The organism is Erwinia sp. 009765445 (assembly GCF_058137865.1).
In genome coordinates this window covers 112,713-128,326 of the sequence record NZ_JBYUWC010000017.1, presented here as the reverse complement: position 1 = coordinate 128,326, position 15,614 = coordinate 112,713, and the positions used below count along the sequence as shown (strand labels likewise).

General features: G+C 52.6%; 11 protein-coding genes. 10 read left to right on the top strand and 1 reads right to left on the bottom strand.

Annotation, left to right across the window (positions count from 1 at the left end):
• The 10 genes from AC3Y5R_RS18505 to AC3Y5R_RS18460 all read left to right on the top strand — a co-directional run.
• The coding region (locus AC3Y5R_RS18505; protein WP_489922530.1) for a fimbrial biogenesis chaperone at window positions 1–361 on the top strand (361 nt) is incomplete at its 5' end.
• 106 nt (window positions 362–467) lie between these two features.
• Window positions 468–3,023: a fimbria/pilus outer membrane usher protein gene (locus AC3Y5R_RS18500; RefSeq protein WP_489922529.1), complete on the top strand. Its 2,556-nt coding sequence runs from the start codon at window positions 468–470 to the stop codon at window positions 3,021–3,023.
• A gap of 38 nt (window positions 3,024–3,061) precedes the next feature.
• Entirely contained in the window at window positions 3,062–4,009 is a 948-nt protein-coding gene (locus AC3Y5R_RS18495) for a fimbrial protein (RefSeq protein WP_489922528.1), read from the top strand.
• A gap of 195 nt (window positions 4,010–4,204) precedes the next feature.
• The gene (locus tag AC3Y5R_RS18490) at window positions 4,205–4,561 is read left to right on the top strand and encodes a hypothetical protein (protein ID WP_158785086.1); all 357 of its coding nucleotides are present in this window, start codon (window positions 4,205–4,207) and stop codon (window positions 4,559–4,561) included.
• Between the two features lie 58 nt (window positions 4,562–4,619).
• A complete protein-coding gene (locus AC3Y5R_RS18485) occupies window positions 4,620–5,906 on the top strand; it encodes an HlyD family secretion protein (RefSeq protein ID WP_489922527.1) in 1,287 nt (428 codons plus the stop codon).
• On the top strand, window positions 5,899–8,001 hold the full coding sequence (locus AC3Y5R_RS18480) for a peptidase domain-containing ABC transporter (protein WP_489922526.1): 2,103 nt from the start codon (window positions 5,899–5,901) through the stop codon (window positions 7,999–8,001). Before AC3Y5R_RS18485 ends, AC3Y5R_RS18480 begins: the two co-directional genes overlap by 8 nt.
• Before the next feature lie 216 nt (window positions 8,002–8,217).
• On the top strand, window positions 8,218–8,859 hold the full coding sequence (locus AC3Y5R_RS18475) for a response regulator (protein WP_489922525.1): 642 nt from the start codon (window positions 8,218–8,220) through the stop codon (window positions 8,857–8,859).
• Window positions 8,846–12,073, top strand: a complete 3,228-nt coding sequence (locus tag AC3Y5R_RS18470; protein WP_489922524.1) for a response regulator — start codon at window positions 8,846–8,848, stop codon at window positions 12,071–12,073. Before AC3Y5R_RS18475 ends, AC3Y5R_RS18470 begins: the two co-directional genes overlap by 14 nt.
• Before the next feature lie 101 nt (window positions 12,074–12,174).
• Window positions 12,175–12,615 (top strand): DUF1090 domain-containing protein, encoded by a 441-nt coding sequence (locus AC3Y5R_RS18465; RefSeq protein ID WP_158785081.1) that lies wholly within the window; start codon window positions 12,175–12,177, stop codon window positions 12,613–12,615.
• A 68-nt stretch (window positions 12,616–12,683) separates the two neighbouring features.
• The gene (locus tag AC3Y5R_RS18460; RefSeq protein ID WP_489922523.1) at window positions 12,684–14,846 is read left to right on the top strand and encodes a fimbria/pilus outer membrane usher protein; all 2,163 of its coding nucleotides are present in this window, start codon (window positions 12,684–12,686) and stop codon (window positions 14,844–14,846) included.
• Between the two features lie 37 nt (window positions 14,847–14,883).
• Here AC3Y5R_RS18460 and AC3Y5R_RS18455 read toward each other — a convergent pair whose 3' ends face one another.
• On the bottom strand, window positions 14,884–15,468 hold the full coding sequence (locus AC3Y5R_RS18455; protein ID WP_489922522.1) for a YceI family protein: 585 nt from the start codon (window positions 15,466–15,468) through the stop codon (window positions 14,884–14,886).
• Window positions 15,469–15,614 lie beyond the last annotated feature (146 nt).

Sequence of the window (15,614 nt, the reverse complement as noted above, 5' to 3'; positions counted from 1 at the left end):
AAATCGTGGTGTGCCCATACGCTCCTCCTATGCTCAAACTATAGGGCAGGATCGTCTACTGGGGTGGGGTCAGTCCAACTATAGGGCAGGATCGTCTACTGGGGTGGGGTCAGTCCAATACGCCGATAAACTGGTCTGGAAAAAACAGGGCACCGTGTTAACGGTTACCAATCCGTCGAACTATTACATTAACTTCATGACGGTAGAATTGAATAATTCGAAAGTCAGTGAAGGTGGCTTTGTTGCACCGGGTTCATCAACAACCTTTACCCTGCCTGCCAATCTGTCCAGTGGCGATCTCAGTTGGAAAATCATCAATGATTACGGCGGCATCGGTGCGATTCATCACGCCAATATCTGATGATTGGATATTATTTCTTTGGCCTGAAATTATTGACATGCCTTTGAGCGATTAATAATCCTTTCGACATTGATGTCATATCAGTATCTGTACAATGGAATGTAAAATGAATAGAACTGAAAAAGAAAAACAAAACAATAAGAGACATAAACGCCTTTGGGTTCTTATCGTTCCTGTCGTTATTGCTCACTTTCATCCGGGTAAAGCCTTCGCGGCTGAGACGTTTAACCCCAGTTTTTTACAGGATGGCAGTGGCAATACAGTAGTCACGGATCTTTCCGTTTTTGAAAACAGCCGCACTCAGGCACCTGGCGATTACCGGGTAGATATCTGGCTCAATAACCATTTTATTGAGTCAAGGAACGTGACTTTTTTCAACTCAGAGAATAAAACAGGCGATACAGAGCTGGTGCCCTGTTTTAAACTTTCAGCACTGGCTTCTTATGGCATACGCACCGATGCGTTTCCTGACCTCAAAGAAAGCAACGGTTGTGTCAACCTTGCTGCTATTCCACAGGCCTCCGCCAGCTTTAACTTCAGCAACCAGAGCCTGCTACTGAGTATTCCGCAGGCCGCCCTGAAAACCAGTGCAAGGGGCTATGTTTCTCCGGAACAATTTGATGAAGGCATCAACGCCTTTCTGCTGAATTACCGCCTCGCCGGGGCAAGCAACACCGCCGTGAGTAACAGAGCGCAGAATAATGACAGCCAGTATCTTAACCTGAGGCCGGGCCTGAACATTGGGGCGTGGCGCCTGCGTAACTACACCACCTGGAACCGCAGCAGCACCTCGTCAGGGAATGGCAAATGGGACTCGGTATATACCTATCTGCAGCGCGATATCATTCCACTTAAATCTCAGCTGACGCTGGGAGAAAGTACCGCCCCTTCGGATATCTTTGAGGGCGTTCCTTTCCGTGGTGCACAGATAGCCTCTGACGATGACATGCTGCCAGAAAGTCTGCGCGGTTATGCGCCAGTTGTCCGCGGAACAGCACGCACCAATGCTCAGGTTATCGTGCGGCAAAACGGCTATATCATTTATCAGAGCTACGTCGCGCCGGGTGCGTTTGAAATTACCGACCTGTACGCCACCGGCGGAAGTGGTGACCTGTATGTCACCATCAAAGAGGCGGATGGCAGCGAGCAAAATCTTATCGTCCCTTACGCCTCGCTTCCGGTGCTGGTGCGTGAAGGCCATCTGAAATACAGCGTGACGTCCGGTCAGTACCGGCCTTATGACAGCGCAGTGGATAAGAAGAGCTTCACTCAGGCCACTGCCATTTATGGTCTGCCGTGGAATATTACCGTCTTTGGCGGGATGCAGGCGGCCTCAAACTACCAGTCTCTGGCGCTTGGCGTCGGCAAAAACTTCGGTGATATGGGCGCCTTTTCCGCCGATGTGATCAATTCATGGGCCACGGCGAAAGACAGCCAGAAAACCGACGGCCAGTCTCTGCGTTTACGTTACAGCAAGAACTTCTATGAGACTGGCACAAACTTCGCCATCGCCGGCTACCGCTACTCCACACGTGACTATTATTCCCTGCCGGAATTGATGGACACCTATCGCTACTATCAGAACGCGACTTTGCGTGAACAGGCCCGTAATCGCACTGAATTAACGCTTAATCAGAATCTGGGCGAAAAAGCAGGAGCACTGAGTGTCAGTCTGCTACGTGAGGATTACTGGCGAACCGATCGGCGGATGGAGTCGCTGGCCCTCGGCTATAACAACAGCTACAACGGCATCAGCTATGGCGTGAACTACAGCTACAATCGTAACTCGAGCAGCCTTTCCGGCGAGCGGGACTACAGCAAAGATCAGATTATCTCCTTCAACATATCCGTTCCGCTGGATCGCTGGCTCTCCAACACCTGGGCCAACTATTCCGTCACCAGCAGCAAGCCGGGTAATACCAGCCACAGTGTTGGCCTTAGCGGAACCGCGCTGGCAGATAATAATCTTAGCTGGAACGCCCGGGAAGGCTATGCCAGCCAGGGTGTCGGCAACAGCGGCAACCTGGATGCAGATTATTCAGGTACCTATGGTGACGTTTCCGCAGGTTATGGCTACGACAGGGATATGAGAAGGCTGAACTATGGCGTGGAAGGTGGATTGCTCATTCATAAAAATGGAGCAACCTTAAGCCAGGCCTTTGGCGACACGGCGGCACTGGTCGTGGCTCCGGGTGCCAGCGGCGTGCAGATCACCAACCAGACCGGGGTGAAAACCGATTTCCGTGGCTATACCGTGGTGCCAAATATGACGGCTTACCGTCAGTCAGACATCGTGCTGGACACCACTACTCTGCCGGATGATGTCGACCTCGATTTGGCCACCGTTTCGGTTGTCCCAACCCGCGGTGCAATTGTTCGCGCAAGATTTGCCGCTCAGGTTGGTGCACGCGGCATTATGACCCTGACATACAAAGGGCAGCCAGTTCCGTTCGGCGCAATGGTGGTGGATGCGGCTGAATCCGGCAGGCAGGGTAGCATTGTCGGCGATGGTGGACAGGTCTATCTCAACGGCTTAAAACCGGCGGGAAATCTGCTGGTGCAGTGGGGCCGGGCCAATAACACTCAATGTCATGTGCGCTACAAACTTCCTGAAAATAAACCAGAAAGCGGCATTCAGGTTCTGAATGGCCTTTGCCAGTAACCTGACGAGCATCCCTGCACTATTTGGAGCTACGGAATATGAACTTATTAAAAAACAACATTAAGTTAAAAGCTTTATTATTGCTATTAGCCTTTCCTTCCCTTTCATATGCAGGGAGTTGTGTCCTGGGAACATCGGTAAAAGCCACTTCTGGAGCATTATCCATTGCGGTCGATCCAAGGGTCGCTATCGGTGATGTATTAGGTTATCGCTATAGCAAAGGCTATTCCGGAACAACATTAGTGGTGGGTTGTACCGGCAGTTCTCCCTACAGATCTGCTTCTATTTTAACAGCCAGCACCACTGTTACGGGTGCATATGAAACCGGGATTGCAGGTGTTGGGGTAATTATTGGGGATTTGTATAACACGGCGATGACCGTCCCCTATACCATCTCTCTGGGGCCTAACGCATTAACCCCCTGGGGTCCGTCTGGCGAGGTTCGTCTGACCTATGTGAAGACCGGCCCCATTACACCAGGCACAATTGGCAGTAAGCTTTATGTCAATTATTATCTGAACAACAGCGTCTTCTCCACATTAACCGTCAGCAGCCTGACCATTCTGCAAAAAAGCTGTCTGGTGGATGTGAATTCACAGTATCAGACCATCAATATGGGCAGCCCGAGCCGCAGCGAATTTAATGGAGTGGGAAGTACGGCCGCCTCATCAGAGCGTAATTTCAACGTTGTGATGCAGTGTGAAGCGGATAATATTCCGGTTCAGGTCTCCTTCGATCCGGTGGGGACTTCATCAGGTAACGGGATGATCGCCATTGATTCAGGAACTGATGCCGCATCGGGCGTGGCGGTTGAGGTGATGGATGCCAACAGGAATCCATTGGTGTTTTCTAAAGCAACCACTTATCACAATGCTGCAGAGAAGACGATTACCATACCTTTAATCGCGCATTATAAGCAAACCGCCAACACTATTACTCCTGGTGCAGCCAATGCAGCGATGACTTTTACTATCTCACAGAATTAAAGAATGAATGGGTTCTTAATTATTCACAACAGAGTGTGAATCACTTCATAAGAAAGTAATTCACTTGTCGGTGAAAAATAAAAAACCCTAGAATTGACTCACCCGATAGCATCCGGGGAAGTTAAAAAAGGAAGGCTGATACTGTTTTCCGATAACAGCCAGGCCTGTATTTAAGTAAAGAAATGGAATAATAACATGAAAGAACTTTCAGTAATTGAAATGAACGATGTTTCTGGTGCATACAGCTGGGACTTCAGCAGCATTGGTGGCTTCCTGGGAAGCGTAGCGGGTAACGCTGCCGAAGCAGTCGGCTCTGCAGTTATGGGCGCTTCAGTTGGCGCAATGGCTGGCGCACTGATTGGTGGCAAACACGGTGGCGATGGCGGCGGACTGCTGGGTGTGGGCGCAATCGGTCAGGGCGTTGGAATGATTGGCGCAGCCATTATTGGTGGCGTCGGTTGTGGCATCGCAGGCGCTCTCGCTGGCTGGGATCTGACCTTAGAATACAGTGAAAAAGCGGCTGATGGCGTGATCAACGGTACGCTGGGTTAAGTTTCCCTTTATTATTTAAGAGCCACTTCGGTGGCTCTTTTTTTTCTGCCAGGCATGTATGGAAAACAACAAAAAAAGCATTTTTCGCAGTGATGCGATCGATTATCAACGCCAGAAGTGGGTCGGTAAAGCCCTGTTACTTTCTAAAATCCCCGCCCCGGTCAATGCCGGTCTGTGTCTGGCATTTATGCTTGCCCTGGTGCTGGCGATGATTTTCCTCGACTACAGCCGCAGAATTGATGTGGATGGTGAGGTCATTACCCTTCCCCACTCGATTAATATTTACTCGCCACAGCAGGGTTATATCATCACCACCTTCGTCAAGGTCGGCGATCGGGTTAAAAAAGGCGATCCTTTGTATGAACTGGACGTCTCACGTAATACCTCTTCCGGCAGCGTCAGCACCGTCGCTGTCGATTCTATCAAGGCTCAGATAGCCAATCTCTACGCCATCATTGCCAAGCTGAAAAGCAATAAAGAATCCACCTTACAAAACCTCCAGGTACAGATTGATAACTATGCCGCTGCGCACAAAGCTACGGAAAAAGTGGTTAACGACGCGCGTTACGGTATGAGAAAGATGAATGAGAGCCTGAACAATTATGAACGTTACCTGAAAAAAGGCCTGATCACTCAGGATCAGCTCAATTATCAACGGGCACAGTCGCTTTCACAGCAGAGCGCCTGGCAGGCATTAAGCAATCAAAGTAATCAGGAAACTATCCAGCTGTCGCAGTTACGCAGTGACCGACTGACCCGCGGAGGCGACTTCGACAATCAGATTACCCAGAGCGAATCCCAAGTCAGCGATCTGGAGCGTCAGCTGGCCGAAAACAGGGCCAACAACAGTATTATTATCAGTGCAAAACTGGATGGCATGATTGAGTCACTCAGCGTCACGCCGGGCCAGATGGTGGAATCCAGCGCCAGCCTGGCACAAATCAAGCCTGTCGATAATGTGAAGTACTATTTGCTGCTGTGGCTGCCGGATAATAGCCTGCCCTATGTGAAGGTTGGGGACGGCATCAACATCCGCTATAACGCCTTCCCATCCGATAAGTTTGGTCAGTTTCCGGGGAAAATAACCTCGATCTCCTCGATCCCGGCTTCGCCGCAGGAAATGAGCAGCTACAGCAGCGGCAGTAACCAGCAGAAAGGCTCCTTTTACAAAATCCTGATATCCATTCATGACACCGAGTTCAGTGACAAAGGGAAGAAGCTGGAGATTTCCGGTGGCCTGCAGGCCAAAGCGATCGTTTTCCTTGAAACCAAGCCGTTATATCAGTGGGCCATTGCCCCGATTAATAAAATAAAAAACAGCGTGACCGGGGTCGTCAGTGAATAGCAAAATTTTGTTCGATAAAATTAACAGCAAAATAAATTTTTCCCTGCGCCGGAAGGTTCCGCGGATCCTGCAATCTGAATCTTCTGAATGCGGACTGGCTTGCCTGGCGATGGTCTCCTCTTATTACGGCCTCAACGTCGATTTATTTAATCTGCGGCAGAAATTTGGCGTCTCCACCAAAGGTGCCACCTTAAATCTGGTGGCGAACGTCGCCGCGCAAATTCAGTTGAAAACCCGGGCACTGTCGCTGGATATCAACGAAATTCGCCAGTTGAAGACCCCCTGCATCCTGCACTGGGATATGAACCACTTTGTGGTGCTGGTGAGTGTCCGTCACGCCTCTTTTGTGATCCACGATCCGGCGTTTGGCCGCCGCGTGGTCAGCCTGAAAGAGATGTCGAACCATTTTACCGGCGTGGCGCTGGAACTGTGGCCAGACAAAGACTTTCATAAAGAGACAGTTAAAACCCGGCTGCGCCTGCTCGATCTGATGAAAAATATCGACGGACTGCCGGGTGCGCTGATTAAAATCTTCGCGCTGTCAGTGGTGATTGAAGCGGTTAATTTGCTGCTGCCGGTGGGAACGCAGCTGGTGATGGACCATGTTATCCCGGCCCATGATTATGATCTGCTGACGGTGATTTGCCTGGGGCTGGTGCTGTTTACCCTGTTTAAAGCCTTTGTCAGCGTGATACGCGCCTGGACTTCAATTGTGCTCAGTACGCTGACCGATGTGCAGTGGAAGACCACGCTGTTTGACCATCTCACTAAGCTACCTCTCTCCTTTTTTGAGAAAAGGCACCTTGGCGATATTCAGTCCCGCTTCTCCTCGCTGGACGCTATTCGTACCACCTTCACCAACAGCATCGTCAGCGGCATTATCGACAGCATTATGACGGTTGGCCTGTTGGGGATGATGATCGTTTACGGCGGCTGGCTGGTCTGGGTGGTGGTGGGCTTTACCGCCTGCTATGCGCTGATTCGCCTGAGCACTTACCGCGTTTTTCGCCAGCTGTCGGAAGAACAGATTGTGAAAGGAGCCAAATCCAGCTCCCATTTTATGGAAACCCTGTACGGCATTTCCACGGTAAAAGCGTTGGGGATCAACAAAGTTCGTTCCAGCCACTGGCTTAACCTGAATATTGATGCCACCAATACCGGCATCAGAACCACCCGCTACAGCATGATGTTTAGCGGCCTGAATACATTTATCTCCACGCTCGATCAGGTTGCGATCCTCTGGTTGGGTGCCTCGATGGTCATGGATAACAACATGACGCTGGGGATGTTTATGGCCTTTAATTCCTACCGCGGGCAGTTTTCACAACGCGCGGGTAGCCTGATCGATCTGGCGTTGAGCCTGCGGATGCTGTCGCTGCACAACGAAAGGATCTCCGACATTATCTTTACCGAAGCAGAAGAAGAATCTTCTCCCCGCGCCGTGTTCCAGAAAGGTGCCGGGATCGCGCTGGAGGTGAAGGATCTGACCTACCAATACGATGCGCTGTCCAAACCGATCTTCCAGGAACTGAATATGACGGTTCAGCCGGGAGAAAGCGTGGCGATCGTTGGCCCGTCCGGTGCCGGAAAAACCACTTTGCTTAAAGTGATGAGCGGCCTTCTCACGCCAACCAGCGGGCATATCCATGCCGGCAGCCTGGATATTCATAAAATGGGAATCAATAACTACCGCCAGAGTATCTCCTGTGTGCTGCAGGACGATCGTTTGTTCTCCGGCTCGATTGCCGAAAATATCAGTGGGTTTGCTGCGGATGTGAATAAAGAACTGGTGATGGCCTGCGCGGTTTACAGCAACATCCATCATGAAATCATGAGTATGCCAATGGGCTACGAGACAATGATTGGTGAACTGGGAACGGGAATTTCCGGCGGCCAGAAGCAGAGATTGTTCATAGCCAGAGCCCTCTATCGCCAACCTAACGTGCTGTTTATGGATGAGGCCACCAGCCATCTGGATATCGATAATGAAGCGGCGATCAATAAAGCGATCTCTTCGCTGAAGATCACCCGCATTATCGTCGCTCATCGCCCTTCCACGATTGCCTCAGCAGACCGGGTCATTACGCTTGCTTAATCAGGTTTTTTAGAGACGAAATAACAACTTTGATTGCCGCTCCTGGTTTTCCGCCACTCAGATCTCTCTGAATGTGGCAGAAAAAAGGGGCCTTTATCATTTAGAACAGTTTTGACCTTTCCAGGCGCGTCAGGAAAAGCAATAATTCGTGCAGGTGGACCAGTGCAGCATCAGCCTGGTCATCAGGGACTGACAGCTGTATAAAAGGACTTTACCATGCCTGGAATTCTGGTCATTGACGACCATCCCGCGATTTGCTTCGCCGTTAAAACGCTTCTTGCCCCACTGGCCGATAATGCGATTCATATCGCCACCAGCGGTACCGCCGCGCTGGCCAGTGTTAAAGAACATCAGCCCGACCTGGTTATCCTGGACATCATGCTGAATAAGATGGATGGTCTGCAGGTTCTGCAGCATCTCCGACAGCTGCTGACCGATGTGCGGGTCATTGTCTATACCAGTCTCTCCGCCGAAACTTATGCTCCTCGTGCCTTACGCGCAGGTGCCGCCGCCTTTTTCAGCAAAGATGCGGAGATCCGGCAATTGATGCCGCTCTGCCAGCTGGTACTGCAGGGCTATGACTGCTTTCCCCGGTCAGCCCTCTCCTCGCTGCGGACCGCTACAACTCAGGTTGGTGAAGAGAACGATCCGCTGGCCAGACTGTCCGATCGTGAAGTCACGGTTCTGCGCTACCTTGCCAGCGGCATGAGCAACAAGGATATCGGTGCGCGTCTGCTGCTGAGCAATAAAACCATCAGCACCTACAAACGCCGTCTGCTGGCTAAGCTTGACCTCACCAACGTGGACGATTTGGCTGCCCTGATCCAGCCGCAGGCGGACTCTGATGATCAGGCATAAACTGCTTATCCTGCTTCTGCTGTTTGGCGTGGTGAGCTGGGCGCAGCAGCCAGAAGAGGGCTATCGCGTGCTTAACCTGATAGGACGTGAGCACGTCCAGCTGAACGAGCCGGTGTTAAGCAGCCAGAACTGGCAGTGGCTACGCCACAAACGTACGCTGGTTTTCGGCACCGCGATGCCGAACTATCCACCTTTTGATATCACCACCGGCCTGCATGATTACGGTGGCATTAATGCCGATTATCTGGGGATCCTGGCGTATAACCTGAACGTACAGATCGTGGTGCGCTATTACGCCAACCGGGATCTGCTGTTGAGTGCGCTGGGCAACGGAGAAGTCGACCTGATTGCCAATGCCAGCGTGGAACCAGAAGGCCGCTCATCTCTGCTGCTGACGCAGCCCTACCAGCCCGCAATGCCGGCAAAGGTGGTGCGTACCGATGAATTTCTGCAGCACAAAACCAGCAGGTTGATCGCGGTTGAACGGATCTTCGGCAACAGGAAAAACCTTGCCGGGCACGCCAGCGGCGGACAGGTGCAGATCTATGATTCGCCGCGCCGCGCCCTCGAAGCGCTCTCCTTCAACAATATCGATATCTTTATTGGCGACGCCACCTCCAGCCGCTATCTGATCAACCAGGCTAACCTGACCAATCTGCGGCTACAGCTTCTGCCGCAGCAGGAAAATAACGGCTTTTCCTTCGCTGTCAGTCCTCAAAATGCGCGGCTGCAGCAGATCATCAACACCGTGCTGAAAACCATTCCGGACAGCGTTCACGCCTCAATCCTCAGCCGATGGCGGGGTGACTCTCCCACTTCTGATGGGACAAAACACCTGCTGTTCACCTCACTGGAACGCAAGTGGCTGGAGGAAAATCCGGAGGTCCGGATGGTGGTGAATGATGACTTTGCGCCGCTTAATTTTTTCGATGAAAACGGCCAGTTTCGCGGTCTGACCGCAGATGTGATCGAGGCCGTCGGCAGGCGCACCGGCCTGAAGTTCTCCTTTGTCCGCGCCAGTACGCTGCTCTCTTCCCTGCAGGCGGTGAAAAATGGTCAGGCGGATGCCGTGGCGGGCGTCACGCTGGATGCCGTCTGGCCTAACGGGCTGCTGACCACCCGCTCTTATCTGTTCAGTTCGTGGGTGCTGGTTGGCCATAAATCAGACAAAAACAAACCAATTTTGCCGCGCATTGCGCTGGTTAAAGGCCATCCACTGGAGGCATTTCTGCAACAGAACTACCCGCAAAGCAGGATAATTCAGGTCAACACGCCGCAGGCCGGGATGGAAGCGGTGAAAAAACGGCAGGCAGAGGCGCTGGTACTGCCGATGATTGCCGCTGATTTTCTGCTGTCGCATGAGCAGGGCAGCAATATGGAGATCCTCAAAGGGCTGGATACGGAACCCGCACGCTTCGTGATTGGCGTGTCGGACAACGAATATCCGCTGGCGGCCATTCTTGATAAAGCGCTGCTCAGCATTACCCCGGAAGAGATCCACACCCTGACGCATAACTGGTACAGCAACGCCTCATTGCTGCGTACGGATAACGGTAACTCACGCTCCCCCCAGCTTTCACTGCTGTGGGTCGCGCTGATCGCGCTGTTAGTCCTGCTCGGCTGTGTGGCTGCGATTATCGCCGCCCGCCACTATCAACGCCGCATGCTGGCCGATAAACAGGCGCTGGCAGATCGATTTCAGCAGGCTCAGCGGCAGGCTGACGAGGCGAACCGGGCCAAAACGACCTTTCTCGCCACCATGAGCCATGAGATCCGCACGCCACTTAACGCAATTATCGGCACACTTGAGCTGGTGCTGCGCCAGCAGCAGAACAAAGAGCCGCCAGACACGGCCATGCTGACCATCGCCCATGATTCTGCCCACTCACTGCTGGCGCTGATTGGCGATATTCTCGATATCTCCCGCATTGAGAGTGACCGTCTGTTCCTGCATCCTACCCGCACCGACCTGCGCCAGCAGATCGAATCGGTCGCCATGCTGTTCGAAGGTATTGCCCGGCAAAAGGGGCTGGAGTTCCGGCTGGAAACAGAGAATGGCGTGGCTGGCGATGTGCTGATGGATGCGGTGCGCTTCAAGCAGGTGCTCTCCAATCTGGTCAGCAATGCGATCAAATTTACCGATCAGGGCAGAGTCACCCTGAGCGTGTTTGTGATCGGTGCGGAAGAAGAGCGAACAGAAATCGCCGTTCGTATTGCTGATACGGGTAAGGGCATCGATCGCGAAACGCAGCAGCGCCTTTTCCAGCCGTTTATTCAGGGCCATCACCCGGAGGGAGGCGCAGGCCTGGGGCTGTATATCAGCCGTATTCTGGTGGAGATGATGGGCGGCGAACTCACCCTGACCAGCCAGCCCGGCCTGGGCAGCGAGCTTACTTTTACGCTCTCGCTCCAACGTCTGGCTAAACTGACTTCTTCTTCCCGGCAGGCGATCCCTGCCACAGGTAAAAGTGGACTGACTATTCTGGTGATTGAAGATCACCAGGCGGGACGATTTATTCTGACTCAGCAGATTCAGCATCTGCAACATTCAGCCACGCCAGTTGAAGACGGTGAACAGGCTCTGAAGCTCTGCCGTCAGCAGCGTTTTGATTTGATTATCACCGACTGCCACATGCCGACCATGGACGGATTTCTTTTTACCCGCCAGCTTCGCCAGTGGGAAGAGCAGCAGAAACAGCCCCGCACGCCGGTATGGGGACTGACTGCGGATGCTCAGGATAGTGCGAAAGAGGCGTGCCTGCGGGCTGGCATGGATGATTGTCTGTTCAAACCGATCGGGCTGAAAACGCTGGATGCCAGGCTGAACACGCTCTCACCCGGCATGACGCAAACGGCCAGTAAAGGCGTCACTTTTGACCCCGACGTGCTTCCGGAAGAGCTGCTTTCCCCGGAAGTCTTCGGTGAATTTATCACCACGCTGCTGGACAGCTTCAGACAGGATGCCAGCGAGCTGCGCGAACAGTTTTCCCATCAGCCCATACAGCAGGAGGAGATCTTTGCCGTGGCGCACAGGATCACCGGTGCCGCCCGTCTGATTCAGGCCAGCGGACTGGAAGAAGCCTGCCGTGTACTAATGTCCTCACCGGAAGCCCACGCGCACGAAGAGGTTCAGCAGCAGATCCGGCAGCTAATCATCGCTATGGAAGCCAGCTTACGGACTACAAAAGAAGAGTCCGGTCCTACAAGCAAATGACTCCGGATGCTGGTATCCGCGTCACGGTGCCTGGCATATAGTACTGGCTCAGGACGGGGAACGGACGTTTCCCGCTGTTTCACTGAATAAGGACTTCAACGATGAATATCAAAACAACTGTATTACCTCTGGTTATCCTGATGGGCGCTGCAGGTTTCACCACTGTAGCTTCTGCTGCCGGCAACGACTGTAATGCCAAACGCGCTGCGATCGAAACTCAGATCCAGCAGGCTCAGAAGTATGGTAACACCTATAAAATCGATGGCCTGAAAAAAGCCCTGAGCGAACTGAATGCTCACTGTACTGATGCCGGTCTGATCAAAGACGCTCAGAAAAAAGTGGAAAAGCTGGAGAAGAAACTGCGCGAGAAACAGGAAGACGTGCGTGAAGTCCAGTCCGACCTGCGCGAAGCTCAGGCGAAAGGCGACGCGAAAAAAATCGCTAAATACCAGAAAAAACTGGTTGAGAAACAGGCTGATGTTAAAGAAGTTACCGCTGACCTGCGTCAGGCTCAGGCGGAGCTTTCCGCACTGCGCGGTTAATCTACCTGCTTATTACAGAGCGCCTCTGGCGCTCTGTCTTTCTGGCGAACCGGAAACCCCTCTCAAGGATGAAGTATTTGCTGCGCCTGCTGGTGTGGTGTTTGCCATGGAGCGTTTTTGCCGCTTACGCAGAAACAGGCAACGTCTACATCATTGTTAATAATGCCTATAAAGGCCGCGTTGCGCTGAGCTTTCCCCAGCCACATTTCCCTTGCATGACAGAAGCGCTCCTGCGCGAATGGGGAGTACGCAGTGACAGCGTGTCGACCATGCTGTTCACCAATAGCTGCGTCAGCCCAAAATCTCTGGAACTGCGCGAAATTAAATTTTTCTTTGACGACCGGGCCTCGCTGCTGACGCTGGTGATCCCCGAACCACTCTTTACCAACAGAGAAAATGGCGTCACCACCAGCCGCTGGGATGACGGGATCAATGCCGCCTTTGTCGATTATCATCTCACTTATTCTCACACCACTGGCGACAACTATCGTGGCGATGACCGACAGCACAGCCTGTATGTCAGCCTGAACGAGGGCGTGAATCTTGGCCCCTGGCGTCTGCGCTACAACCCTGTTTTCCAGAAGGAAACCTGGGGAAATCCGCAGTGGCATACTGAGCGGGCGGTCGCTTTCCGGACACTGCGCACCCTGCGTTCTTCGCTGACGCTGGGTGACAACAGCACTGCCTCCACCCTGTTCGACAGCGTGAGCTACCGGGGGATCAATCTGCAGTCCGACGACCGGATGCTGCCGGACGATTACCGGCCGTTTTCTCCGTGGATACGCGGCTTCGCCCGCAGCAATGCCCTGGTCAAAATCCGCCAGAACGGTACAGTGATTTATCAGACCTTCGTCTCACCAGGGACTTTTATTCTGAAAGATGTCTACCCGCCCAACCCGGACGGGGATGTTGAGATGACCATTAAAGAGAGTGACGGGACGGAAACCCTGCGCACCCTCCCCTGGTCATCAATGCCTAATCTCGTGCACAGCAAGCATTGGGCTTACGATCTGACCGCAGGCAAGTACCGGCCTTATGTCGGTGTGGAAGCGGAAGAGCCGCTGTTTTATCAGTTCTCGGCGGGCTATGGGCTGCCTGCTGACATCACGCTTTATGGCGGTATGCAGAACTCGGATATTTATCACAGCGCCGCCGCCGGGATCGGCAAAAACCTGAACAGCTGGGGTGCACTTTCCCTGGATTACAGCTACGCCACGGCGCAGGATCCGCGGCGTAATAAGACGGTACGCGGAGGCATGGCCAGACTGCGCTATGCCAAAGCATTTCAGGAGTGGGAATCCTCATTAAGCGTGCTGGCCCAGTACTATCCCGATCAGCGCTACCGGACTTTTGGCGAGACGATCTCCCAGCAAACCTCATACTGGTGGGACTGGGAGGACGGGAAGTTTGTCGGTGAGTTTGAAGCGGAAAAAAAATCGCGGCTTGAACTGCGGTATAACCAGTATCTCTCCGAATCAGACAGCTTTTATCTGACGCTGGCACGAGAAACCTACCGGGGAAAAAACAGGGAAGAGAGCAGTCTCGAACTGGGCTACAGCGGCAGCTGGCAGGATGTCGATTATTCGGTTTATGCGCAATACAGCCATCCCAACTATGGCAAGGAGCAGGGCGAGATCGTTCTCTCTTTTTCGGTTCCTCTTGACTGGCTGGCACTGCCACGCCTGACGCTGAACATCGATCACACTACCGCCAAAAATGGCGACAATATCCGCCAGGTAGGCGTGAGCGGCACCGCGCTGGATGACTACAGCCTGAGTTACAGCCTGAGTAACACTCAGCAGCAGAACAAAAAAAGCAGTCAAAACGCCTCGGCAGATTACCAGTACAACGCCGGAGAATTGCGGCTGGGTTACGCTCAGGGAGAAGGCTTCCGTCAGCAGGCTGCCGAGATTTCGGGCAGTATCATGGCGTACCGCGAAGGGATCGTACTGGGGCAATCTTTGGGAGATACTCTCGGTATCATTAACGTGCCGGGCGCTTCCGGGATCGGCGTAGATAATCAGTACGGCACCACGACGGACTGGCGCGGGCAGGCCATCATCAGCAACCTGACGCCTTACCGGGTGAATCGCCTGTCGCTGAGCAGCTGGGATCTGCCCGACGGCATGGAACTGCCGGAAAGTGAAATTGAAGTGGTTCCCACGGCGGGCGCGATTATGTACAGCAAGTTTGCACCACCGCTGTATCACAACAAGGCCAGCGAACCGTAATCAGGGCTGCAGCGCTCTCACGGCTGCCCTGTATAACTTATTTCGCGTAGGCTTCCGTCGAAATAGTCAGCTTCACTTCATCGCTCACCGCCGGGACATATTTGTCCAGCTTGAACTCTGAGCGTTTGAAAGTGGTGGTGGCGTCAAAACCAACCGCCTGCTTTTTCACCATCGGGTGCGTGCCCTGCTTGTTCAGCACCGCGTGCAGAATAACCGGTTTGGTGATGTCTTTAATGGTCAGGTCGCCATAAACGTCCATTTTGTTTTTCCCTTTGCTGACCACTTTGGTACTTTTGAAAGTGGCCGTCGGATATTTCGCCACGTCGAAGTAATCAGCCCCTTTAAATTCTTCGGTAAGCTTATCAACATGGGTATTGATGCTGTCGACCGGAATAGTGACGTCAACTTTAGATTTGCCGATCTGAGCAGAATCGAAGTCGATGTTCCCGGTGATGTTGGATAAATCTGCGGTAGGGTGCGAGAAACCAAAGTGAGTCCAGGAAACCACGACCGAGGTATGGCCGGAGTCCATAGCGTAGCTTTCTGTCGCTGCGGCAGAAAACTGAGAGTAAACGGCGGTACTGATTAATAACGGTAAGGTAATTTTTTTGAGCAATGACATTTATTCAGACCTTATTTTCTTGAACAGTATTTTTGATAGTGCAAGATAATTCACCACGCCGATAGTGAAGATATTTGACCGGGTCTGTCAAAAAAGATTAGTTAACCCCTGGGATTATTTAAGACCGGGCGGAAATTATAAATCGA